Genomic DNA, 23,881 nt, shown 5'->3' with positions numbered 1-23,881 from the left:
ATAACAACAGGGCGGCTGTGACTTGTCAACTGGTGCCAAGTCGAGTGGAACGCGGTCAGGGATAAAATAAATGCACTGTTAAACAGAGGATTCAAAGTAGTCAGGCCGCGTTCGCGGCCCGATTTATCATGTAGCGGCTTCACCAACCGTTTAAATTTTCTTATATTTAATCCGGTGTGGCTCCAGTGCTGCCGCGCCGTATGTGGCTTTAAGCCAGGCTTCGTAGTCTGAATAGTTACCTTCGAAGAAGTTAACCTGGCCTTCATCCCGGTAATCCAGAATATGGGTGGCAATGCGGTCCAGAAACCAGCGGTCGTGCGAGATCACCATGGCACAGCCCGGGAAATCGAGCAGGGCATTCTCCAGGGCGCGCAGTGTTTCCACGTCTAAGTCGTTGGTGGGTTCATCCAGTAACAGCATATTGCCACCGGCTTTTAACAACGCGGCTAAATGCACCCGGTTGCGCTCACCACCGGACAACTCGCCGATAAACTTCTGCTGGTCGTTGCCTTTGAAGTTAAAACGGCCGACATACGCCCGGCTGGGGATCTGAAAATTGCCAATTTGCAGCATATCCTGGCCATTAGAGATTTCCTGCCATACCGTATTTTTTGGGTTCATGCTGTCGCGGAACTGATCGACACTGGCGACCTGCACGGTGTCACCAATTTCAATGCTGCCGCTATCAGGTTGTTCACTGCCGGTAATCATTTTAAACAACGTCGATTTACCCGCGCCATTCGGGCCAATAATACCGACTATGGCGCCTTTAGGTACACTAAAGCTCAAGTCGTTGATTAGCAAACGATCAGCAAAGGATTTACGCAGGTGACTGACTTCCAGTACTTTATCGCCAAGGCGTGGGCCGGGTGGGATAAACAGCTCGTTGGTTTCATTCCGTTTCTGAAATTCCTGGCTTTGCAGTTCTTCAAAGCGGGCCATCCTCGCTTTACTTTTAGCATGGCGGCCTTTGGGGTTAGTGCGTACCCACTCCAGTTCCTGCTTGATCGAACGCTGACGGGCGTTTTCAGTTTTCTCTTCCTGCTGCAAGCGGGCGTCTTTTTGCTCCAGCCAGGACGAGTAATTGCCTTCCCATGGAATGCCATAACCCCGGTCCAGCTCTAAAATCCAGCCGGCAACGTTGTCCAGGAAATAGCGGTCGTGGGTAATGGCAACCACGGTGCCGGGGTAATCATGCAGGAAACGCTCGAGCCAGGCCACCGATTCGGCATCCAGGTGGTTGGTTGGCTCATCCAGCAGCAGCATGTCGGGCCGTTCCAGTAACAGCCGGCATATTGCTACCCGACGCCGCTCGCCACCCGACAAATGGCCAATATTGGCATCCCACGGTGGTAAGCGCAGCGCATCTGCAGCCCGCTCCAGGGTGTTGTCCAGGTTATGGCCATCTTTGGCCTGAATAAGTGCTTCCAGCTCACCTTGCTCACGGGCCAGCGCGTCAAAATCTGCGTTTTCTTCTGCATAAGCAGCGTATACCTGATCCAGCTTGCTAAACGCCTCTTTAACATCAGAGACCGCTTCTTCAACAATTTCCCGTACGGTTTTGCTGGTATCCAGCACTGGTTCCTGCGGCAGATAGCCAATTTTGGTACCGGCCAGTGGCCGCGCTTCACCTTCAAACTCGGTATCAACCCCGGCCATAATCCGCAGCAGGGTAGATTTACCGGCACCGTTCAAACCCAGTACGCCAATTTTGGCGCCAGGGAAAAACGACAGAGAGATATCTTTTAGGATGGTTTTTTTCGGTGGGACAACTTTCGACACCCGATGCATGGAATAAATATATTGCGCCATAGTGTTCTTGCTACCAGTTATTAAGGATGGCGCAAATTGTACGTCATTTTCAGGCATCAGGGAAAGCCACAGGCTACAGCAACGATAATGATGGCTTTTTACCCGCTAAATCTGTTCTAATAGCAGCCATTATTAGCTACTGAAATGCAGGTAAGTTATGGCCGAGTTTGAACACGATCCGAGTTATCAGAAATTTGTTGAAGAAGCCAAAACCAATGGCGTTGTCTGGACACTGGCCGATGGCGAAGATTTATTGGTGGTAGAGTCTGTCGAGTTTGAAGAAACCGATGTCATGCCGTTCTGGTCTAACAAAGCTGATGCCCAGGCTCACTGCTCAGATGAATGGGCTGGCTATAAGCCGGAAGCCATTCCACTGGATGTATTTTGCGAAGGCTGGTTAAAAGAAATGTATGACGATGGTGTATTAATTGGTACTAACTGGGATGAGTCGTTAAACGGCCCGGAAGTAGAACCACGCGAGTTACTGGAATCATTGGCACGGGTTCAGTAGTTACCGGTAAAACGGGGACTGCAGGGTATTTAATATAAAGTTGAGTTAATTACTAAACTAATGGTTTTGTTCTGCCGTAAAAGCATCACATTACCCTTAGTTGGATTTAAAGTATGTTGTCAGAAGAAGCCGTCTTGGTGCGTAGCGCACTTGAAGCACAGGGTCTTGAAACCCCAATGCTGGACAATGGCCTGTCCAGAGATGAAAAATATCAGAAAATCTCGCAGTTAATGACAGAGGTTGTCAGTACGCTTGGCCTGGATTTAACCGATGACAGTTTAAGTGAAACACCACATCGCATTGCAAAAATGTATGTTGATGAAGTTTTTGGTGGTCTGAATTATCAGAACTTTCCAAAAATCGCGTTGATTGAAAATAAAATGCAGGTGCGGGAGATGGTGAAGGTAAAAGACATCAGTTTTACCAGTACCTGTGAACATCATTTCGTTACCATCGACGGCAGTGCCACTGTGGCATATATTCCGCAAGGCAGAATTATCGGCTTATCGAAAATAAACCGGATTGTCCGGTTTTTTGCCCAGCGCCCGCAAGTGCAGGAGCGGTTGACCCAGCAGATTTTATTGGCGCTGCAAACCCTGCTGCAAACCAAAGATGTGGCGGTTACAATGGAAGCGGTGCATTACTGCGTAAAGTCACGTGGGGTAATGGATATGAATTCAAAAACCCAGACTACTGCTCTTGGCGGCATATTTAAGGATGATGGCCGCACTCGTGCCGAGTTCCTTGCCCGCTATTGAGCTCGCCGTTTCAATTGCAACATGGAAGGTGCTTCGGCACCTTTTTTGTTGTAACTTAGCTGTTACCCTACGCTGAGTTGCTGAGCAACCAGCTTATTGTTGTTGAATAAACTTGCTGGCTTCAGCTGCGGCTAATGGTTTACTGTAATAATATCCCTGGATTTCGTCACAACCCAGTTGGATTAACAAGTCGCGTTGTGCTTTGGTTTCAACCCCTTCAGCTATGGTTTTCAAACCGAGATTCCCAGCCATATTAATAATGGCGTTTACAATAGCCTTATCCTGATTGTCTGTCAGTAAGTCGCGTACAAAGGACTGATCTATCTTTAATTTGTTCAGTGCAAATCTTTTAAGATAGCTGAGCGAAGAATAGCCGGTGCCAAAATCATCAATAGCAATATTAAGACCACTGGCTTGAAGCTCGGCAATAAGTGCAATTGCCTGCTCAGGTTGCTCAGCCATCGCGCTCTCAGTAATTTCCAGTTCGACATTGGCTGCTGGTACCCCACTGAACTCGATAGCATTCCTGACATATTGTTGTAAGTTCTGTTGACGAAATTGAATACTGGATAAATTAATTGCCATATTTAAATGCCGGTAGCCAGCACTATGCCACTGTGCCAGCTGCTGCAGCGCGGTAATAATAACCCATTCACCAATAGCAACGATTAAACCGTTGCGCTCAGCCAGTGGTATAAATTCGGCTGGTGAGACCTCACCAAAATCATCGTGATACCAGCGCAGTAGGGCTTCAAAGCCAATTAACTGATGATGAACCAGAGAATACTGCGGCTGATAAACCAGGCTGAGCTGATCGCGCTCAATGGCCCGGCGCAGTGCATTTTCTAACAGTAAATTGCGGGTATGAAATTGCTGCATATCGGCAGTGAAAAAGGAATAACGGTTGCGGCCGCTTTCTTTAGCTTTATACATCGCAATATCAGCATGCTTATACAATTGCTGGAATTGCTGACCATCCTCCGGGTACATGGCGATGCCGATCGATACCGATAAGGTCAATTCTTGTTCCGCCAGATAATAAGGTTGTAAAATTAACGGTAACATCCGCTCAGCTAAGTGGGCCGCACCATTGGCATCGGTATCGGGCAATACCAACACAAACTCATCGCCACCCAGCCGGCACAGGGTGTCTTCCGCCCGGCACAACTTGCGCAGACGATGCGCCACCTGAACGAGTAAATCGTCTCCTGTCTCATGTCCCAGGCTCTCATTTATCTGTTTGAAACGATCCAAGTCCATAAACAGCATGGCCAGTGGCTGACCATTGCGTTCGGCATGCAATATGGCTTGCTCGGTACGGTCCATCAACAGGCTGCGGTTGGGTAGCTGGGTAAGCGGGTCAAACTGCGCCAGAAATTTTATTTGCGCTTCATCTTCCTTGTATTGGCTGATATCACTGAACAGCGCAACATAATGACTAATTTGATTGTGCTCATCAGTGATCTGGCTGATCGACAGCCACTCCGGATAGGGGCTGCCGTCTTTGCGCCGGTTCCAGATTTCCCCCTGCCAGCTGCCTTGCTGGGCAATAGCCTGCCACATATGTTCATAGAAGTTCTTGTCTTGCCGGCCGGAGGCCAGTATTTTCGGATTTTGCCCCAACACCTCACCGGCGGTGTAACCACTGATCTTACTGAAAGCCTGGTTTACCATTACAATTTTTTGTTCAGCATCTGTTATCAGCACGCCCTCTGAGCTTTGCTCAAACATTCTGGCCAGTAATTGCAGGGTTAATTCGGCTTCTTTGCGTTCGGTAATATCCAGATGAATACCAACAGTTAACGCAGTTTTCTGGCCCTGCTCATCGAGCAGCGTTTTACCGCGCGACAAAATCCAGCGCCAACTGCCATCAGCGTGACGCATCCGGAAGGTGTTGTCATAGGTGCTGTCTGGTTCACTCTGCTGCAGGTAGTGGTGAAACGCGGCACAGGCCTTGGCTTTATCCGCTGGATGCAATAAGTTAGTCCAGCAGCTGCTGAGATTGTTTGGTTGGTTGTCGTTAAACTCGCTCTTTTGATAGCCCAGCATGGCATAGTATTCGCTACTTGCAGTTAGCTGATTGGACTGTCGCTGAAGCTCCCAGCTGCCACTATTCGACGCGGCGATAAAAGATTTTTGTCGCTGCAGCTCGGTGTGCAGGGCGGCGGTGCGCTGTCGGACCGTTCGTTCCAGCTGATATTTATGCATTTGGGTCTGAATAAGCTGTGCAACCAGCGCTGCCAGCATAGCGCTGAATAATAGAGCCAGCAGTCGCTGCCGGTAATCAGCGTATTTGTCGCCCCAGCCATTTTTAGGGACGAGCTGCAGCTGCCAGCGGACTTGACCAAGCTCAATTAGCTGCACGACCGGATCGTGGAAAATGCTAGCACCTGACTGACGGATAGTCTGAGGAGTATCGTCAGACTGCAATCGCTCCAGCTTAAAACGCAGGCCCTGCTGTTGCAGGTCATCGAGCCGCTGCAAACTTTTCAGGTCGGCCAGACGTAAGGTGACATTTACTAATCCCCACCATTCCTGTTGTGCAGGGTCCAGATAAACTGCCAGCCGGCCAATGACCCCCTCGCCACCCTGTTTCAGTTGATAGGGGCCAGTCACGCTAATGGCGGTGCTGTTCCGGCTGGCCCGGGCTGCGCTGGCCTGTTGCGGATCAGCCGTAATCTTGTAACCCAGCAGATCTTGGTTGCCCGGCAACGGATACACGGCTGCGACTACCCCGTCCGGTGCCAATGAAAGCGCGGTGACATTCTGATAAAAGGAGAAGAGGGTACTGGCGAACTGGTCAAACTGGCTGAGATCTCCTTTTTGTTGTCTGACAAAGGCTGCCAGCGCATTGCTGGCGCTGAGTTCCCGGCTTAGCTCTTGTTGCAGTGCATAAGCGAAGGCACTGGCGCTGGCGCTTACCTGACGCCGCTGCTGCTGTTGGCGTTGCTCGGACAGATAATTAACCAGGCTAAGGCTAACCACCAGGGTCACGGTAAAAATCAGCAGGATTACGACGATGATCAGCCGGCGCTGTTTACGGATAAGTTGTGGCATAGGGCATTAAAACTACACGAATATGACAGAATCTACAGTTGCTTAGTGTAGCAGTTCAATATGGTAAATAGTGACTAATCATAAAATATCCGAAACCGCTTGTTGCAAATAAAAATGATTATCAATACACTATTGGCCAGTTTTGTATTGGATTATCACAATATGTTTTGGCAAAGCCCTGCACTCAGCCGCCTGATGCGACTGCTGCATAGCTACAGTTCGATGCTGGTATTGGTGTTACTGCTGTTTTTTGCGATCACAGGTATTACCCTGAATCATACAGCTTTAATCAGCAGTACCGCTGGTCAGTATCAGCATCATCAGCAAATTCCGTTACCCGATTCACTGCAACGCCAGGCATTACCGGCCGAGCCTGCTGCAATGGCAGCGTTAGCTGATGACATCCGGCACTGGTTAGCTGAAGAGCATCAGCTACCGTCTGGCCGGTTACAGCTTGAGATACTGCCAGACGAACAAGCGTTGCTACTCGATTTTAAAAGGCCTGCGGGTTACAGCAGTGTCTGGGTCGATTTTGCCGCCAATACCGTCGAGGTTGATAATTATTTTGCCGGCTATCTGGCACTGGCAAATGATCTGCACAAAGGACGTGATGCCGGCAACAGCTGGCGCCTGCTGATTGATGTTACGGCAGTAGCCTGCATTATTTTTGCTGTGACGGGCTTTTATCTGATGTTACTTAACCGTTCCCGGCGCAGCGCCGGGAACCGCCTGGCGTTGCTGGGGATGGTGTTGGCCCTGCTGGCCTATCTTGGTTCGTTCTATTAATTTTTATAAACGTTTAGCCGCAACAGAAAGAAGGGGCCGCAGATGAAAAAAATCATTTTACTATTGTCAGGATGGGTCGGTTGCTGGATGGCTGCACCGTCGACAGCACAAGAGATGCTGATTGGGCTGGAGATCCCGCAGCAACAGGCAGCACAGTATTACCGGCCTTATGTGGCCGTCTGGATTGAAGATGAGCAGCAGCAGCCGGTGAGGTTGCTGACGGTCTGGCAGGATAAACCTGACTGGTTGAAAGATTTACGCCGCTTCTGGCGCAAAACCGGTCGCAGCGACAGCGCTCTGGTAGATGGCATGACCGGTGCGACCCGGGGCCCCGGCCGTTATCAGCTTAGCTGGGATGGTCTGGATGACGAGGGCAAGAAAGTGGCGGCAGGTCAGTACGTGTTGTTTGTCGAGGCAGCACGGGAACAAGGCGGGCGTAGTTTACAACGTCAGCCGTTCAACTGGCAGCAGGGCGCAATAACTTTGCAACAACCCGCTGCACCTGAGCTTGGCCCGCTAAGCCTGACGATTAAATAACTGTGTTTATAAATTAAGGATATGATTATGCGATTACGTTTATCCCTGGCTGCCGCTGTATTGAGTTTACTGGCCACTCCCGCCAGTAGCCATACGTTATACGTCTTGCCCAGCCACTTTGTTATATCAACAGACAGTAGCTGGATAACCGCTGATCTATCAGCGGCAAATATGACGTTTCAGGCTGATAAAGGTGTCAGTCCGGCTAATTTTAAGTTGTATCTGCCGGATGGCACAGTACAGGGGGCAGCGGCCAGTCATCAGGGTAAGCGTAAATCTGTGGTAGATGTTGAGCTGACTACTGAAGGCACCTATCGCTTCGAACTGGGCGGGCCTGCACGCTATTTTACCAGTTATCAGTTAAACGGTGAGCGTAAGCGCTTGATGGCCGATAAAATTGCGCGGGCGGCGACCTTGCCTGAGGGCGCTGAACAGGTGCAAACTATCCAAAGCCGCAGTAAAGCAATCAGTTATGTTACGGTAAAACAGCCCAGTGACAAGGTGGTTACTCCACGCGGTGAAGGACTTGAATTGACAACCAGTTTGCACCCGGCCGACATAGTTGCCGGCGAGCCGCTGACTGTCACTCTGCTGCTTGATGGCAAAGCCCGGGCCGGGGTCGCGATTGAGTTAAGTTTTGACGGTGAAAACTATCGGGATGACGCCATGCGCCGGCAGGGTGAAACTGACAGTAAAGGTCAGTTCAGCTTCACCCCGGCGACCGCAGGACGCTATTTATTACAGGCGCGTTACAGTGCTGATATTGCCAGCGATAAAGCCGACCGGATCAGTGAAGCTCTGACCTGGAGTTTTGAAGCTGCTTTACCATAACGGCTTACCCTGACAGCTCGCTTTAACAGCTGGTGGGAGCTGAACTGACACGATTTAGTCGTCCAGCTCCCAGTCGTCCAGTAGCTGGCGTAAGCGCTTTTGTTCCAGCAGTTCGTCAATCCGCCGGCGCGCCTCATACTTCTGTTTTGCTTTACTGTCTTTGCTGACCTCTTTGCGTAGCTCGATGTCAGTAGCCAGATCGTCTTCTTCTACTTCCGGGTTAACAGCTAACAACATAGACAATACCTCCGTTTTTTTGCCTATTTACCGTTATTCCGGCCGATACAACAGTGAATTATTTTGTATTTAACGATAAAAAAATTTTACTCAAGTTCAATTTGTAATTCAGCGGCGGCCAAAAGCGGCTGAAATACCTGTTTGCGAGGAGAAACGCTTTGCTTACTGGCAATTATATTCTCTATAAAATCAATAACTTTTTCTTGAAGCCTGACTTTGTTTAGTCGGTTAATCCGGGCTATGCCACCTGGGCTCATCACGTTTACTTCAATCAGCTTGCCGTTGATAACATCAATGCCAGCAAAAAATAAACCATCGCGCGCTAACTTCGGGCCGATATGGGCACAGAGTTTTTTCTCCTGCTCGGTTAGCTGATGTTTTACGACAGTGCCGCCCGCATGCACATTTGAGCGCATATCATCTGGCGGTGGAATACGCCGCATCGCACCAATGGCTTTACCGTTTAACATTAATATCCGAATATCGCCCTGCTCAGCGCCCTCGACATACTCCTGCAAAATAACGTAATTACCCTTGTCGCCATCACCAATATAAAAGTCCAGCAGGGAGCGGGCGCTTTGTGCGGCTGATTTTTCCATTACAATAACGCCTTTGCCGCCATAGCCATTTAGCGGCTTTAAAATCATTTTATCGTTGGCTGACTCCGCCAGTACCCGCGCCAGATAATCTTTGTTTTTGGAGACATGAGTAACCGGAATAAACTCATTGGCGGGATCGTGTAGTGAGGCGGTATACATTTTATTATTTGCAATCCGAATGCCGTCTAAATCATTCATAATAAAAGTATCTTCCCGAACTGAGTCGAGAAAGTTCAGTACTATCGGATCCAGCGGTGGGTTTAGCCTAATAAAAATAGCATCAAAGGCAGCCAGCGGTAATTTCTGTTGGTTGAATTCAACTTTCTGGTAAAAGCTGGCGATGTTGCTGGACACTTTCTGACCCTTTACCACCACCTTGCAAAAGGCCATAGCAATACTGTCGCGCACCGTCAGGTTGTTGGCGTGGGTTATTGCCACACTATGGCCACGGCTTACTGCCTCGTGGATCATCCGGATAGTACTGTCACCATCGGGCAGCACTTTTTCCCAGGGGTACATCAGAAAACAAATACGCATGTGATACTCATTTAATTAATAGGGTACTTTACTGATAATGTGCTAAGCATAATGGGCTTATGAAAAAAGGAAAGCGGATGATAGCGCACCTGTCGCAATTAACTGCGGTTTTAAGCGCAATAAAGTGAGTAAAACGGATGTGTTGTTGCATCCAGTTGACGGGCAGCGGCGTAACTTGGCTAAAACAACAAGGAACCAAATATGGAAACATCACAACAACAATTACTTGAATGGTTGTATGCCACCGCCAATGGCAACCGCTCAGCGTTTGAAAAACTTTATCAGGCCTGTTCAGGAAAATTATTTTCCGTATCACTGCATTTGCTGCGTCGCCACGACTGGGCCGAGGATGTGCTGCAGGATGCTTTTGTCAGGATTTGGCACAACGCGGCAGATTATCATGCCGATAAAGGCACAGTAATGACCTGGATGATCAGCATTACCCGCTACCGGGCACTCGATTTACTGAAGTCACGCCGGATTAAGGCCGAGCATATCGATGTCACTGATGATTTAGCCGCCGAGATAAAGCCGGGGGAGGTGCTGGGCTTAACCAGGGAAAAGGTTAAGTTAGATGAATGTATGGAAGCTCTGGTGCCAGAGCAACGTCAGTCTATTCAGTTGGCCTATTTAAATGGCTTGAGTCATTACGAAATTACCGAACACACCGGCTCGCCGCTCGGCACAGTGAAAAGTTGGATCCGGCGTGGTTTAACCCAGTTAAAGAGGTGTCTTGAAGGATGAATTATCTACAACCACAAAGACTGGACGCTCTGGCAGTAAACTTTGTTTTGGGTGGTATGCGTGGCAAGGCAAGAATGCGGTTCCAGCGTTTAATTGCTACCGACAGCCTGGTTCGAAGCACCGTATGGCGCTGGGAGCAACACCTGAACCCACTGGCCGCATCGTTACCTGCTACCGCGCCCCGGTCTGAAGTATGGCAAAAAATTCAGCGCCGCTTAGGCTGGCTGCCACAGGAGCAGGTGATTAACCGCAATACCCGGCCACTATGGTTTAGCCTGGCTGCAGCCGCTTGTGTGCTGCTGGCCGTAGTGTTTGTCCAACCGATGCTGACGTCGCCTGTTAAAACCGAAGTAGCGATTATTCAGACCACTGAAGCCAAAGCATTATGGCTGGTTTCGCGTCAGGAGCAGCAATTGGTGTTAAAAGCCACGACAGCGGTAACAGCAGCTGCTGACAACGACTATCAGCTCTGGATGCTGCCTGCTGATGGCCAGCCGCCGGTGTCACTGGGGATTTTACCGCAACAGGGTGAAACCACAGTACAGTGGCCTGCCGCAGCCTTGGGTATTGATATTGCTGCACTGGCGGTCAGTTTCGAGGCCGTTAGGCGGCTCGCCAACCGGCCAGCCTACCGGGCCAGTGTTATTTACTGCCGAGATTATCGCCATCTGACTTAGGATAGGTCAGTCTTAAACATTAAAAACCGCTGCGGCGGTTTTTTATGTTTTTTTTATCTGGTTGCATCCAGTGGTGCGGGTAGGTCGTTTCTTGGTGGCAACTTAAATAAAAAGGATCCAGATAATGAAACGTTCAATATTATTTCTTGCAGTTACTTCAGCGTTAAGCGCTGCCGTAATGGTTGGTGATTTGCAGGCATCAAGCCACCGGGAAGCACCAAGCATTACCCGTTCCCCCACCGTTGATGCAACTGATTTTTATCTCTTTAACAGTTATGAAAGTGGCCGGGAAGGTTATGTCACCCTGTTAGCGAACTATATTCCGTTACAGGACGCTTATGGTGGGCCCAATTATTTCGCGCTTGACCCGGCTGCCGTATATAGCATTCATATCGACAATGATGGCGATGCGATGCCCAATATCAGCTTTAATTTCCGCTTTAGCCAAAGCCTGGCAAATGACGGAAATGGCGTGCAACTGGCTATTGGCCCTGAGGGCGATCAGAGGATGGTTGGTGTGCCGCTGAAAAATGTTGGCGGCATCAGTAGTGACAGCACTGCTGCATTAAACTTCAACGAAAATTATACTGTTGAAATGGTAAGTGGTAGTGATGTCAGCACGCTTATGCCGGCCGATGGCGCAATGCAATTTACCAAACCCTATGATTATGTCGGCAATAAAACCTTCAGCAGCAGCGCTGCTTATCAGGCTTACGCCGAGCAATATGTTTATGATGTCGCGATGCCGGGTTGCGATGCAGAAAGCCGGATATTTGTTGGCCAGCGTAAAGACCCGTTCGTGGTCAATCTGGGCGAAACGTTCGATTTAGTTAACTACGTACCGGTTGAGGGAGACAGTGCACCTGGTGCTGGCGATGGTGGCGGTTTTCCGGGTGGGATTACCCAAACGAGTGCTAATGACGATTTGACTGACAAAAACGTCACAACCCTGGCGATTGAAGTCCCTACCAGTTGTATCACCGGCTCAGGCAATGGCGTTATTGGTGCCTGGACCACAGCCAGTTTGCCGCAGGCGCGTATTTTAAACCCAAATGCTAACTTTAGCCGGCCTGAAGTCAATGGTGGTGCGTTGGTCCAGGTATCACGGTTAAGTAATCCGCTGGTCAATGAGCTGGTTATTGGTCTGGCTGACAAAGACAAATTTAACAGCAGCAAACCGGCGGATGATGGCCAGTTTGCCGATTATGTCACGCACCCGACATTGCCTGCGTTGCTAAACATTCTGTTTAAAGATGCCGTTAACACCACTCTTGGCACGGATATAGAAGATTTAGCGCCTGCTAACTTTCCGCGGACAGACTTAGTCACTGCATTTTTAACCGGTTTTCCCGGTGTTAATCAGTTATCGACCGTCACGCCTTCCGAAATGCTGCGACTAAATACCGCTATACCTGCTACACCCGCCGCGATGCAATCTGCGTTTGGGGTGGCAGGAGATGACCTGGCAGGCTTTCCGAATGGTCGCCGCCCGGGTGATGACGTGGTTGATATTGCCCTGCGGGTAGTAATGGGCGCACTGTGCCACGATATCCCCATTGCCGGTGAGCCAACCAATTTAGGGTTATGTGAACCTGCTGATGCGCCGGTTGGCAATGTGCCTTTCACTGACGGTGCGCCACTCGATGCCTCGATGTTAAACAGCCAGTTTCCTTATTTGTTAACGCCGTTAGCGGGTTCACCTAACTAAGGAGATAGTTATGACTAACTTAGCATTAAAAACCACCCTGGTGCTGGCAACGCTTGCAGGGCTTGCCGCCTGTAACAGCAGTAGTGATAAGCCCAATAAACCGCCGCAGCTGGTCAGCAGCAGCTTTGTTACGGAAACCGACATGGTCATTATGGATAGGTTGGTTGCTACTGATCCGGAAAACGATCGTCTGCGCTTTAGTTTAACTATGGAGGCAGTAAGCGGCACTGTGGCAATTCAAAGCGATGGCCAGTTTGTTTACACCCCGGCCAGTGAGTTTACCGGAGACGACAGTTTTGTGGTGCAAATTTCCGATGGTGAAAACGTTACAGAAGCGACCGTTGGCATTGATGTTCAGGTAGCCGTTGTCTCGTTTCTTGGTTACAGCCGTGAGGCTTTTGCTGCTGATGGCACCGCTACACCATTAGCGGTAAACGGTCGGGAGTTTACGATGGACGCAATGGCCGAGGCAGATTATGCCGATTTGCTTGATGGTCTGTAAGTTGTAAAAAAAACGGGGCAATAGTCGCCCCGTTCTTTATAAGGCTTGCCTATGAAACACGTATTTTTTGTATTGTTTGCTGTAATTTGCACTGCAGTTCATGCTGACAGTTACAAACCATTAGCAGACGAAACGATAGCTTTGGCGATGCCTCTGCCGTTAACGGGGCAGATGAGCAAACTATCCGCACGAGTTGCTACCGAACCGAACGACGCCGATGTTCTCAAGCTGGCCACTCTGTATTTGCATGGCGCGCGTCAGCCTGGCTACGATGCCTGGTTTCATCAGGCTGAATATTGGCTGAGTCAGCTAAGTGCAGCCACTCGTCGCGGTATTGAATACCCGCTATTGCAGGCTGATATTCTGCAACAACAACATCAGTTTGATGCGGCATTAACCAGCCTTGAGCAGGTGTTTGCAGCAGAGCCGCAGCATTTATCAGCCAGCCTGATGGCCGCGCGTATTTATCTTGCTATGGCACAGCATCAGGCGGCGCAAGACGCTTGTAATAGGTTGTGGCAGCAAGACCTGTTTCTGTTTTCAGTGTGCAGCTATGAAGTGGCCGGCCGCAATGGTGACTGGCAACAAAGCTATGCTGCGTTAGTAACGCTTTATCAGCGTCAGCAGAGCTTATCAAAAGAGATTGAACTGTGGCTGCGCGGTATCCTTGCTGAACAAGCGGAACAATTGGGTAAAACTGCTGAGGCCAGAAACTGGCTTAGTCCGGTGCTGGCAGATGCCCCGACCAGTTTATGGATAAAGTGGGCAGATTTAAGCCTGGCATTAGAGGATTATCGCCAGGTGTATCAACAGTTGCTAGTGAAACATCAGCAGCTTGGCCTGGCCGACAGTCTGCTGGTCAGGCTGGCCGCGGCTGAGCAACAATTGACTGTTGAAACCAGCATCAGCACAGAACTGACAGAGCGGATACAGTTAAGACTTGCCCGGGGCGATACCGAGCATGCAGCCGATTTGGCGCATTATTTTTTAAGGGTTGCCCCCAATCCTCAAGCTGCGCTGCACTGGGCTGAACTGAATTATAAAACCGCCAAAGAGCCGGACGATATTGCCTTACTGCGGCAAAGCGAACGGGCGTTAAGCCGTCAAAAAGGAACAACCCCATGAACACAGGTTTGAAGTTAGTTTTTTGTTTACTTGTTACAGGCCTTCTTGCACCCGCAGCATTGGCACATAAATTCAGTACCGCCTATATGGATGTGACAGAGCAGGCTGGCCAGCCGGTATTGCTCTGGAAAGTTGCGTTGCACGATTTAGCTCAGGCTAAATTACTAGTGGCTGACAATAGTCATCAGGTGTCATGGCAACAGGTTATGGATAGTGCAACCACGCTAAATACGTATTTAATCAGCCATATCGGATTTAGCAGCGCTGGTCAGCCCTGTCAGCTCAAAGCCGTGGTCGCATCTGACTGGCAGTTACAGCGACTGCAACGTGATCTTTACTTGTTACTACCAATAGCTGTTGACTGTGCAAATAGCGACAGTTGGCAATTGACATACCAGGCGTTATTTACCAGCGAACCCAGCCACAAGTTGCTGTTGTCCTGGCAAGTACCTGGCGCCGAGGCTAACGCCGTATTGGCCGCAGATTCTATGAAATTTCCTAATAACTAGCGCTTTTTCGGAATTAATAATGAAAAACTATCGAAATACCATAGTGCTTGCTGCATTAGGCTTAAGCGCGCAGCCTGCAGAGCTCGCTGCCGACCCATTGTCTTCTCATATGATGGAGCAAATTAGTATTAAGGGTCGGCAAACTGATTTGCTGGGTCAGGCCAGGTCGGCATCTGAAGGCATGATAGGCAATGCGGAGATAAGTGACCGGCCATTGTTACGAACCGGAGAGGTACTGGAGTTTATCCCGGGTATGGTGGTCACGCAACACAGCGGCAGTGGCAAGGCAAATCAGTATTTCCTGCGGGGCTTCAACCTTGATCATGGTACCGACTTCAGTACAGCAATCGATGGTATGCCACTTAATATGCGCAGCCATGGTCACGGTCAGGGCTATACTGATCTGAGTTTTATTGTGCCTGAGCTGATCAGCCAGATCGAATATCAGAAAGGGGCATATCATGCAGACGCTGGTGATTTTTCGGCGGCAGGATCTGCCCGGTTCAGTTTACAAAATCGCACCAAAGATGAAGTGGTAATGACGATTGGCCAGAATAATTACCAGCGACTGCTGGCAAAAGGCAGTAGCAGGCAAGGCAGCGGCAACTTGCTGCTGGCAGGTGAGGTGCAGCGGTATAATGGCCCATGGACTGATATCAACGAAGACGTTGATAAATTCAATGCCGTTGCCCGTTATAGTCAGCCGCTGGCCAGTGGCCAGTTTACCGTTACCGCTATGACCTATAACAACAGCTGGAATGCCGCCGATCAGGTCCCAAACCGAGCGGTCACAACAGGTCTGATTGACCGGCTGGGATCGCTGGATCCGACCGTTGGCGGTAACAGCAGCCGCTACAGTCTGTCAGTTGGCTGGGATAGTGATGCCTGGCAGGCGAATGCCTATTTAATTGATTCAGATATGGATTTATGGTCCAACTTTACTTATTTCTTAACGGATCCAGTAAATGGGGATCAGTTTCAGCAAGTTGATAACAGGCGTATAGCAGGTGGGGCGCTTAGTCATCACTGGCATCACCGTATTGGTGAGTTTGCAGTCGAGCATGTGGTGGGGGTGCAGCTGCGTTACGATGATATTGCTGAAGTAGGTTTATATAACACACGGGCAAGACAGCGACTAAATACTGTGCGCAGCGATAAGGTGGAGCAAGGCTCTGTCGGACTTTACAGCCAGTCCGATATTCAGCTGAACGCTGACTGGACTGCTCATATCGGCCTGCGTTACGACTATATGAAAGCATCAGTCGACAGTGCGCTGACCACTGCCAATTCCGGTAATGCTGCTGATGATATCCTGTCGCTGAAAGCCGGCGTCAGCTATCAGTTTGCTCCTAACTGGCAGGCTTATTTTAATACTGGCCAGGGTTTTCATTCTAATGATGCCCGGGGCGCCACCACAGTGGCAGATCCGCTATCACTAGCAGCGGTAGCACCCGTTGATTTACTGGTTAAATCAGATGGTGCTGAGCTGGGGCTGCGTTTTTTTGATTACACCGCATTTAATGCTTCTGTAGCTTTGTGGTACCTGCAGCTCGATTCTGAACTGTTGTATGTTGGTGATGCCGGCACCAATGAACCTAATCGGGGGAGCGAGCGCTTCGGTGTTGAACTGGCCGCGTATTACTGGCTTGGCTCAAACTGGAGTCTGGATGCCGAGCTGGCGTTAACCCGCTCGCGTTTTTCCGGGCAGGCAGAGGATGAAGGCAACTATGTTGACGGCTCCTTACCATTGGTGGCCAGCATCGGGCTGATCTATAAAGCCGCTGCGCCATGGCAGGCAAGTATACGGTTGCGTCATTTCGGTAAACGTACTTTAGACAGCTTTAATCAGCAGCGCTCTGCTGCGACGACAGTAGTCAATGCCGGCTATCAGTATGGCTGGCAGCAGTGGCAGTTTAATCTGGAGTTATTAAACTTGCTGGACAGTAACCAGAATGATATTGACTATTTTTACAGCTCGCGCTTACCAGGTGAGCCGGCAGAAGGCGTGGAGGACCGGCATTCCCACCCGCTGGAGCCGCGAACTTTCAGGATTTCGGCAAGCTATCAATTTTAATCTGCTGCTATCGCTCAGTGACAGATCGGTTTAAGCTTAACTAACGTAACAGCTGACAGTGCAAGTCAACAGCATAACTGGAGATTAAAAATGAAAACATGGTTAAACGCCGCGGTGTTAGCAACATCAGTGATATCAACCTCAGCCATGGCCAATCAGTGTGGTGAAATACTGGGGCATGCTATGCAGCAACTGAACACCCGGGAAACGGTTGATTTGTGCGAGCAGTATCAGGGCAAAACCGTACTGGTGGTAAATACAGCCAGTAAATGCGGCTTTACCAAGCAGTTTGAAGGGCTCGAAGCCTTATACCAGAAGTATCAGGATAAAGGGCTGGTAGTATTAGGTTTTCCCTCTGACAGCTTTAAACAGGAATATGACGACGCTGAAAAAACGGCTGAAGTGTGTTACCTGACTTATGGCGTGAAATTCCCAATGTTTACCACTACTAAAGTAAAGGGTGATGAAGCTAACCCGGTGTTTAAAGCGTTAATTGCCAAAACCGGTGAAACGCCTTCCTGGAATTTCAATAAGTACCTGGTAAGTGCCGACGAACAAACCGTTAAGCATTTTGGTAGCCGCACCGCACCGGACGACAAAGATTTTATTGCTGAACTGGAAAAAATGCTGGCAGCTAGTAGCAGTGGTGAAACTGCAGCCAAATCTGGCGAGTAATTAGATGGCCAGAGGGTCAGCTGCGGCTAGAACCTCGATTTGGACATCACAGAGTGTCTGAGTGAGTGCGCAAGCGCGAGCGAGTTGCTGTGATGGGCCAAAGCGAGTGTTGTAGCTAAAGCAGTTGACCTTGCACCAGCCGCAGTCAACTAACTATGAGCAAGCATGTTGCTGATTACTTTTGGTTCTGCTCAAAAGCTTCATCAGCAGTATTGGGTTTCGCTTCAGCGGCTGTTCTGGCCAGTACATCACAGCGCTCGTTTTCCGGATGGCCGGCATGACCTTTAACCCAGTGCCAGTTCACTTTGTGCCTGGCTGCGGCAGCATCCAGTCGTTGCCATAAATCCTGGTTTTTGACCGGTTGCTTCTGGCTGGTTTTCCAGTTGTTGCGCTTCCAACCGGCCAGCCATTGCATAATACCCAGCCTTACGTACTGGCTGTCTGTCGTTAAATCGACCTGACAGGCAGATTTTAAGCTTTCCAGGGCAATAATAGCGGCCAGCAGTTCCATCCGGTTATTGGTGGTAAGGCGAAAGCCACCGCTTAGTTCTTTGCGATGCTGGTTATACACTAAAATAGCGCCGTAACCGCCAGGTCCCGGGTTACCCAAACAGGAACCATCGGTATAGATCGCAACACTTTTCTGCATAAAGCCTTTCCTCGAAGCAAAACGGCGTATAATCTAACGTAATTGCAGTAAAAAGCGAAATCTATCATGTTAAAGCGTCAAATTATTCTGGATACCGAAACCACTGGTATTAACCCCCGGGAAGGCCACCGCATTATTGAAATTGGTTGTGTTGAATTAGTTAATCGCCGTTTTACCGGTAATAACTATCATGTCTATATTAACCCGGAGCGGGAGATTGAAGCCGAAGCCATAGCGGTGCATGGTATTACCAATGAGCGCCTGGCTAATGAGCCAAAATTTCGCGATATTGCTAAAAGCTTTTATGACTACATTCAGGGAGCAGAGCTGGTTATTCATAATGCCGCTTTCGACGTGGGTTTTATTGACCATGAGTTTGCCCGGCTGCGGCCGGCATTACCGCCGGTAAACGAATACTGTGCAGTGCTTGATACGCTCAAGTTAGCGCGGGAACTGCACCCGGGACAAAAGAATAACCTTGATGCACTGTGCCGACGTTATGATATCAACAACAGCCATCGTACCCTGCACGGTGCCTTACTGGATGCTGAAATTCTGGCTGATGTCTATTTACTGATGACCGGTGGGCAGGTCAGCCTGAATTTAGCTGCAGAGCAAGATCAGGCTGAGCAGGGCGATACCGGCCAAACAGCAATTATTCGTAGCAGCAAGCTAAAGGTTATCAGAGCGTCAGCCGATGAACTACAAGCGCATGAAAGCCGCCTGGATTTAGTCCAGAAAAAAGGGGGAATTTGCTTGTGGCGAAACTAAGCGGCCAATGGTGGGTGGTACTGTGGTTAGCATTATTACACTTACCCGTTATGGTGCAGGCACGTCAGGATACCGCTGGGTCAGTTGAGCAGTCGCTGACCGAGGAGCAAGCCAGTGCCCGGGCCGAAGGGTTCGCCTTACTAGCCGACTTACCCACTAAAAATCAGATCCCTTTTTTTGACAACCGCTTTCGGATTGACAGCGAAGTTGAAACGATAACGCTGTTAATGTTTCGACGCCCCGGTAGTGCCTCAGTTGTGTTGGTGCGACCCGATGGCAGTAAATTGCACTTTAATACCGCAGAAGAAAATCAGGTACGTTGGCACGATGCTGCCAGTTACGATTTGATTGAAATTAACAACCCAATGCCTGGACCGTGGCAGGCTATCGGCCGCATTTTGCCTGAAAGCCGGATCATGGTGCTGACTGACATTAAACTGGACGTTGACCCTTTACCAGACAACCTGATGGTAGGGGAGACAGTAAAAGTAACGGCACGGCTGTTAAACGGTGATACTACGATAAATGCGCGTGATTTTCGGGACGTGTTGACCCTGGAAGTGATTTTTATCAGTACTAACAATGCTGAGTTTGATAACTTTGGCCGCGGTATTATTCAGGTCGCGACGTTCCGGGATGATGGTCGTGGCTATGATGAGCGGGCGCGCGACGGGATTTTTACCGGCGAATTTAAACTGGATTTTGTTGCCGGCGAGTGGACACCAAAATATATCGTGCGAACCGCGCTTTACACCCGGGAGCTGGAGCAGGATCCTGTTATTTTAAAGCCTGCGCCAATTAATCCTGACGTACTGTTGGCCGACACAGAAACCGATAACCATCAGGTTAAATTTACGCTGACAGAGTCAGGAGTGGACGCGGCGAGTTTGCTGATCCAGGGACGGGTGCGTTATCCGGACGGCAGTGTCGACCAGTACGCCCTGAACGCCGAGGATAACCCTGATAATACATTAGATGTGCTGAATAAAGGCTTTGGTAGCTATATTCTGGAAACGGCGGTATTTGGCAACTGGCAAGATGGTCGCGAGTTTATGCTGACGATGCCAGAGTTAAGCTTTGTGGTAAATCAGCAGACATTTGCGGCACCAGAGTTGGCGCAGTTACCCAAGCAACTGCAGGGCGAACTGGTTCCTGAACAGATTGAAGCAGAAGCTGGCTTTCCCTGGGCGTTAGTCATTGGTATTAACTTATTTATTCTGATTACAGGAAGCTTTGCCATCTGGTTTATCATGAGTGGTAAAAAGCCTGCTGCCCTGTTGTTTTGGCGGAAAAAGTCCGCTGCGAGAGCGAGTCCGGCCAAGGTGTCTGAAGCAGGTAATAACAGCACCAAAAAGGCGCCGCCGCAGACAAAAGCACAAAAAAACAACGATCTGGATGATATTCTGGATCTTTCCCTGCCGGATGACTAAGGAATAGCCAAAAGCGACAAAAAAGAAGTTGACGGACTATGGCCATATCCGTATCATTCCCGCCGCACCAGACAATACCCAAACGAAATTGTCAGGTGTAATTAGCGCGGAGCGGTAGTTCAGTCGGTTAGAATACCGGCCTGTCACGCCGGGGGTCGCGGGTTCGAGTCCCGTCCGCTCCGCCAATTTTTGTTGCTTCTTCGGAGCGGTAGTTCAGTCGGTTAGAATACCGGCCTGTCACGCCGGGGGTCGCGGGTTCGAGTCCCGTCCGCTCCGCCATAGCAGCAAAACGCTTTCTGATACCGGAGCGGTAGTTCAGTCGGTTAGAATACCGGCCTGTCACGCCGGGGGTCGCGGGTTCGAGTCCCGTCCGCTCCGCCACTTCAGTTAGTTTGCCAAGAGCTCATGCTCACTCCAGCGCGGAGCGGTAGTTCAGTCGGTTAGAATACCGGCCTGTCACGCCGGGGGTCGCGGGTTCGAGTCCCGTCCGCTCCGCCACTTCATTTAGTTTGCAAAGAGTAGCAGCTCACTTCAGCGTAGAGCGGTAGTTCAGTCGGTTGCTCTCTGTTAAGAGCTTAGCCGGCCTGTCACGCACCTAAGCCATATGGCTCGCGGGTTCGAGTCCCGACAGCGAAGCCACTTCATTTAGTTTGCAAAGAGTAGCAGCTCACTTCAGCGCAAATCGGTAGTTCAGTCGGTTGCTCTCTGTTAAGAGCTTAGCCGGCCTGTCACGCCCCAAGCCATATGGCTCGCGGGTTCGAGTCCCGACAGCGAAGCCACTTCATTTAGTTTGCAAAGAGTAGCCGCTCACTTCAGCGTAGAGCGGTAGTTCAGTCGGTTGCTCTCTATTAAGAGCTTAGCCGGCCTGTCACGCCCCAAGCCATATGGCACGCGGGTTCAAGTCCCGACAGCGAAGCCACTTCATTTAGTTTTCAAAGAGTAGCCGCTCACTTCAGCGCAGAGCTCGCGGGTTCAAGTCCCGATGGTGAAGCCAGCAAACTTTATTTTTTATTGGCTGCCGGGCACGCCGCGGGCAACGTTAAGCGAAAGCTGGTGCCGATACCCAGTGTTGAATCGACACTAATGCTCCCTCCCAGAGTACTGGCAACCAGGTTGTACACTATTGCCAGTCCAAGACCACTGCCGCCATTACTTCTCTTCGTGGTGTAAAAGGGCTCAAAAATTCGTTTTTGCTCTGCTTTGGCTATACCTTTGCCGCTGTCCCGAACGATAAGTTGTACTTTATTTTGTTGAATTTGTTCAATCAGAAATTCAATCTGATTACCATTTTTCTCCTGCTCAAAGGCATGAATACAGGCGTTAATTACCAGGTTGGTGATCACCTGAGCGATGGCTCCGGGATAAGTCGTGATCTTGACCGGCTGCGGACATTGAATAATATGATTTACATTAAAAGTTTTGGTATAGGGTTTCAGCGTTGATACTAACGTGTGAAGGTATTCTGCCAGGTTGATAGTTTGAATATCATAACTGGATTGGTCTACCGCCGTTTTTTTAAAATTAACGACCAGCTCCGCCGAACGGTTCAAAGTACGTTCAATCACCGCATGGCTGTCACGCAGCGCCATGATAGTGGTTTCAAGCTTGCTGCGGCTTAACGTGTTGTTTTCCAGTAATTTCTGAAGTTTATCTGTTAACTCAACACAATGCGAATTAGCGGTAATGGCAATGCCCAGCGGAGTGTTAACTTCGTGCGCCACCCCAGCAACCAGTGTGCCTAAGGATGCCATTTTTTCTGATTCAACCAGCTGTGCCTGCGTCTGCTTCAGTTCGTCAATATGCTTTTCCAACTGTTCGGTGCGTTCGGCAACGCGACGTTCAAGTTGCTGGTTTAACTGCTCAAGTTGTTGCTGATATTGCTTTTTCTGGCTCGCTGTCAGAGCACGACCATACAAGTCGGCCAGTGCTGCAACAAAATGGGTTTCATCATCTGACCAGTGCTTTATCGTTTCTTTTTGTTCACAACAAATTATGCCTATCATCTCACCGCCAAAGCGGATTGGCACATCCAGCATGGAAACAATACAGGAAGGAACAAGATAGTCTTCAGTAAATTCAGCCGTAGCCGGGTGGTTACAGGCGTCATTGGCGCGGATTACGCGTTGATGGTCGAGCGCACTGAAATAAGCAGGCAGGTCACGACGGTGAAAGGTGGCTTTTTCACTGCTTAAGGGTAAATCGGTATCCAGTAGTTGTTCACAGGTAATAACATCGCGATTATCATCAAAACACCACAAGCTTACCCGTGCTATTTTTAAGCCATTTAAACAGGCTTGCAATAACAGCAGTTCAGCGGCCTGGCTATCGCCGCTATCAAGCACCGGACTTAATGATACATGGAGCAGAATATTTTCAAGCGTTGTATCCACATCAACCAACTTTCTGGTTACGGCAGATTGTACTGCCTGCTATATTCGTTGCGGTTAGCTTATTGTTTACTATAGCAATGAATATAGCAGCAGGCGAACAATGTAAATAATAAACTGATTGTTTAGCAATTAATTCTTAATAGGCAATTTGCCAGCGATAAACCAGCCCAGAACCATCATAATGACAAATCCTGCGGTACCACTGCTAGCAGCGGGTAATGCCGCTATGGCCGGTCCCGGACAATAGCCTGCTAATCCCCAGCCAACACCAAAGATAGCCGCACCGGCCAACAGCGATCTATCCAAGTGGTGTTTTGATGGTAAAAAGTATTGTTTGTTAAGTAACGGTGCGTCACTTTTTAACACCAGCCTGTAGCCAAGTGTATAAATTAATAATGCTGCGGCCATCACTAATGCCAGACTGGGATCCCAGTTACCGGTTACATCTAAAAAGTTTAACACTTTTTGCGGGTCAATCATTTTTGAAACAGCAATACCGGCTGAGATCAGCAAGCCGGATAACAGGGCAAAAAACAGTTGCATAAGTAAACTCCTTAACTAAAACAAACTGGCGACAACGACTCCGGTAGCCATAAACATCAGCGTTGCCGCAATGGACCGCGGTGAAAAACGAGCAATACCGCAGATACCATGGCCTGAGGTGCAGCCACTGCCCCAGGCGGTGCCAAGGCCAACCAGTAAACCGGCAATCAGTGTTCTGCTGCTAAGATCTGGGGTACTGAAGTTAAAATCACTGATTACCAAACTGACTACTATAGGCCCCAGCAGTAAACCGGCAACAAACGCCAGTCGCCAGCTGCGCCCCTCACGTTGAAAAATGGCCTGACTGGCAATGCCGGAAATACCCGCAATACGGCCTAATGTCGCCAGAAGTAATAACGTGCCCAGGCCAATCAGGCTGCCGCCAATTAACGCTGAAACTGGTGTAAAATTGTCCATGC

The 23,881-nt window shown here is 49.5% G+C and carries 23 protein-coding genes and 4 tRNA genes; 19 read left to right on the top strand and 8 right to left on the bottom strand.

Annotation, left to right across the window (positions count from 1 at the left end):
* Nucleotides 1–150: 150 nt before the first annotated feature.
* Nucleotides 151–1,812: an energy-dependent translational throttle protein EttA gene (gene ettA, locus KG631_RS13185; RefSeq protein WP_214000160.1), complete on the bottom strand. Its 1,662-nt coding sequence runs from the start codon at nucleotides 1,810–1,812 to the stop codon at nucleotides 151–153.
* A gap of 157 nt (nucleotides 1,813–1,969) precedes the next feature.
* Between ettA and KG631_RS13180 the strand changes: the two genes are divergently transcribed.
* Nucleotides 1,970–2,323 carry a DUF2750 domain-containing protein gene (locus KG631_RS13180; RefSeq protein ID WP_214000159.1) on the top strand — a complete coding sequence of 118 codons (354 nt, stop codon included), beginning with the start codon at nucleotides 1,970–1,972 and terminating at the stop codon, nucleotides 2,321–2,323.
* Between the two features lie 113 nt (nucleotides 2,324–2,436).
* Nucleotides 2,437–3,081: a GTP cyclohydrolase I FolE gene (gene folE / locus KG631_RS13175; RefSeq protein WP_214000158.1), complete on the top strand. Its 645-nt coding sequence runs from the start codon at nucleotides 2,437–2,439 to the stop codon at nucleotides 3,079–3,081.
* Nucleotides 3,082–3,174: 93 nt separating this feature from the next.
* On the opposite strand, the gene KG631_RS13170 is transcribed toward folE, so the two are convergent.
* Entirely contained in the window at nucleotides 3,175–6,138 is a 2,964-nt protein-coding gene (locus tag KG631_RS13170) for an EAL domain-containing protein (protein WP_214000157.1), read from the bottom strand.
* A 114-nt stretch (nucleotides 6,139–6,252) separates the two neighbouring features.
* Between KG631_RS13170 and KG631_RS13165 the strand changes: the two genes are divergently transcribed.
* From KG631_RS13165 to KG631_RS13155, 3 genes are read left to right on the top strand one after another with little or no spacing between them, the layout of a single operon-like run.
* A complete protein-coding gene (locus tag KG631_RS13165; protein ID WP_301003805.1) occupies nucleotides 6,253–6,924 on the top strand; it encodes a PepSY-associated TM helix domain-containing protein in 672 nt (223 codons plus the stop codon).
* 42 nt (nucleotides 6,925–6,966) lie between these two features.
* Nucleotides 6,967–7,461 carry a DUF2271 domain-containing protein gene (locus tag KG631_RS13160; protein ID WP_301003804.1) on the top strand — a complete coding sequence of 165 codons (495 nt, stop codon included), beginning with the start codon at nucleotides 6,967–6,969 and terminating at the stop codon, nucleotides 7,459–7,461.
* A 27-nt stretch (nucleotides 7,462–7,488) separates the two neighbouring features.
* Nucleotides 7,489–8,292, top strand: a complete 804-nt coding sequence (locus KG631_RS13155; RefSeq protein ID WP_214000156.1) for a DUF4198 domain-containing protein — start codon at nucleotides 7,489–7,491, stop codon at nucleotides 8,290–8,292.
* A gap of 54 nt (nucleotides 8,293–8,346) precedes the next feature.
* Here KG631_RS13155 and KG631_RS13150 read toward each other — a convergent pair whose 3' ends face one another.
* Together KG631_RS13150 and KG631_RS13145 are read right to left on the bottom strand one after the other, a co-directional pair.
* Nucleotides 8,347–8,529 carry a PA3496 family putative envelope integrity protein gene (locus KG631_RS13150; RefSeq protein ID WP_019676984.1) on the bottom strand — a complete coding sequence of 61 codons (183 nt, stop codon included), beginning with the start codon at nucleotides 8,527–8,529 and terminating at the stop codon, nucleotides 8,347–8,349.
* Nucleotides 8,530–8,615: 86 nt separating this feature from the next.
* Nucleotides 8,616–9,665, bottom strand: coding sequence for a glutathione synthetase (locus KG631_RS13145; protein WP_214000155.1), 1,050 nt, complete (start codon nucleotides 9,663–9,665; stop codon nucleotides 8,616–8,618).
* Nucleotides 9,666–9,866: 201 nt separating this feature from the next.
* Here KG631_RS13145 and KG631_RS13140 point away from each other — a divergent pair, with 201 nt between their 5' ends.
* The 8 genes from KG631_RS13140 to KG631_RS13105 all read left to right on the top strand — a co-directional run bounded on the left by KG631_RS13140 (nucleotide 9,867) and on the right by KG631_RS13105 (nucleotide 17,679).
* Nucleotides 9,867–10,409, top strand: coding sequence for a sigma-70 family RNA polymerase sigma factor (locus tag KG631_RS13140; RefSeq protein ID WP_214000154.1), 543 nt, complete (start codon nucleotides 9,867–9,869; stop codon nucleotides 10,407–10,409).
* Complete coding sequence (locus KG631_RS13135; RefSeq protein WP_214000153.1) at nucleotides 10,406–11,086, top strand: anti-sigma factor; 681 nt, start codon at nucleotides 10,406–10,408, stop codon at nucleotides 11,084–11,086. The genes KG631_RS13140 and KG631_RS13135 overlap by 4 nt, the downstream gene beginning before the upstream one ends.
* Before the next feature lie 124 nt (nucleotides 11,087–11,210).
* On the top strand, nucleotides 11,211–12,794 hold the full coding sequence (locus tag KG631_RS13130; RefSeq protein ID WP_214000152.1) for a DUF4331 domain-containing protein: 1,584 nt from the start codon (nucleotides 11,211–11,213) through the stop codon (nucleotides 12,792–12,794).
* A 10-nt stretch (nucleotides 12,795–12,804) separates the two neighbouring features.
* Nucleotides 12,805–13,296, top strand: a complete 492-nt coding sequence (locus KG631_RS13125; RefSeq protein WP_214000151.1) for an Ig-like domain-containing protein — start codon at nucleotides 12,805–12,807, stop codon at nucleotides 13,294–13,296.
* 51 nt (nucleotides 13,297–13,347) lie between these two features.
* Entirely contained in the window at nucleotides 13,348–14,421 is a 1,074-nt protein-coding gene (locus tag KG631_RS13120; RefSeq protein WP_214000150.1) for a tetratricopeptide repeat protein, read from the top strand.
* Nucleotides 14,418–14,930, top strand: a complete 513-nt coding sequence (locus KG631_RS13115; RefSeq protein ID WP_214000149.1) for a hypothetical protein — start codon at nucleotides 14,418–14,420, stop codon at nucleotides 14,928–14,930. Before KG631_RS13120 ends, KG631_RS13115 begins: the two co-directional genes overlap by 4 nt.
* Nucleotides 14,931–14,949: 19 nt before the next feature.
* Nucleotides 14,950–17,004, top strand: a complete 2,055-nt coding sequence (locus KG631_RS13110) for a TonB-dependent receptor (protein WP_214000148.1) — start codon at nucleotides 14,950–14,952, stop codon at nucleotides 17,002–17,004.
* Between the two features lie 90 nt (nucleotides 17,005–17,094).
* Nucleotides 17,095–17,679, top strand: a complete 585-nt coding sequence (locus KG631_RS13105; protein ID WP_214000147.1) for a glutathione peroxidase — start codon at nucleotides 17,095–17,097, stop codon at nucleotides 17,677–17,679.
* 175 nt (nucleotides 17,680–17,854) lie between these two features.
* Here the strand turns inward: KG631_RS13105 and rnhA are convergent, their stop codons facing one another.
* Nucleotides 17,855–18,328 carry a ribonuclease HI gene (gene rnhA, locus KG631_RS13100; protein WP_214000146.1) on the bottom strand — a complete coding sequence of 158 codons (474 nt, stop codon included), beginning with the start codon at nucleotides 18,326–18,328 and terminating at the stop codon, nucleotides 17,855–17,857.
* Between the two features lie 66 nt (nucleotides 18,329–18,394).
* Between rnhA and dnaQ the strand changes: the two genes are divergently transcribed.
* From dnaQ to KG631_RS13070, 6 genes are all read left to right on the top strand, one after another.
* Entirely contained in the window at nucleotides 18,395–19,099 is a 705-nt protein-coding gene (gene dnaQ / locus KG631_RS13095; protein WP_214000145.1) for a DNA polymerase III subunit epsilon, read from the top strand.
* Nucleotides 19,087–20,529 (top strand): TIGR03503 family protein, encoded by a 1,443-nt coding sequence (locus tag KG631_RS13090; protein WP_214000144.1) that lies wholly within the window; start codon nucleotides 19,087–19,089, stop codon nucleotides 20,527–20,529. Before dnaQ ends, KG631_RS13090 begins: the two co-directional genes overlap by 13 nt.
* 108 nt (nucleotides 20,530–20,637) lie before the next feature.
* Nucleotides 20,638–20,714 (top strand) — tRNA-Asp (locus tag KG631_RS13085).
* 17 nt (nucleotides 20,715–20,731) lie between these two features.
* Nucleotides 20,732–20,808 (top strand) — tRNA-Asp (locus KG631_RS13080).
* A gap of 25 nt (nucleotides 20,809–20,833) precedes the next feature.
* A tRNA-Asp gene (locus KG631_RS13075) sits at nucleotides 20,834–20,910 on the top strand.
* Between the two features lie 40 nt (nucleotides 20,911–20,950).
* Nucleotides 20,951–21,027: transfer RNA gene (locus KG631_RS13070), tRNA-Asp, on the top strand.
* A 503-nt stretch (nucleotides 21,028–21,530) separates the two neighbouring features.
* On the opposite strand, the gene KG631_RS13065 is transcribed toward KG631_RS13070, so the two are convergent.
* The 3 genes from KG631_RS13065 to KG631_RS13055 all read right to left on the bottom strand — a co-directional run bounded on the left by KG631_RS13065 (nucleotide 21,531) and on the right by KG631_RS13055 (nucleotide 23,879).
* Complete coding sequence (locus KG631_RS13065) at nucleotides 21,531–22,919, bottom strand: ATP-binding protein (RefSeq protein WP_214000143.1); 1,389 nt, start codon at nucleotides 22,917–22,919, stop codon at nucleotides 21,531–21,533.
* A 129-nt stretch (nucleotides 22,920–23,048) separates the two neighbouring features.
* Nucleotides 23,049–23,462 (bottom strand): DUF6691 family protein, encoded by a 414-nt coding sequence (locus tag KG631_RS13060; protein ID WP_214000142.1) that lies wholly within the window; start codon nucleotides 23,460–23,462, stop codon nucleotides 23,049–23,051.
* A gap of 15 nt (nucleotides 23,463–23,477) precedes the next feature.
* A complete protein-coding gene (locus tag KG631_RS13055) occupies nucleotides 23,478–23,879 on the bottom strand; it encodes a YeeE/YedE thiosulfate transporter family protein (RefSeq protein ID WP_214000141.1) in 402 nt (133 codons plus the stop codon).
* Nucleotides 23,880–23,881: the final 2 nt, after the last annotated feature.

Source organism: Arsukibacterium sp. (assembly GCF_018402695.1).
In the GTDB taxonomy this organism is placed as follows: domain Bacteria; phylum Pseudomonadota; class Gammaproteobacteria; order Enterobacterales; family Alteromonadaceae; genus Alishewanella.
The sequence above is the reverse complement of the archived record's forward strand: the minus strand, read 5'-3'. Positions and strand labels throughout refer to the sequence as shown.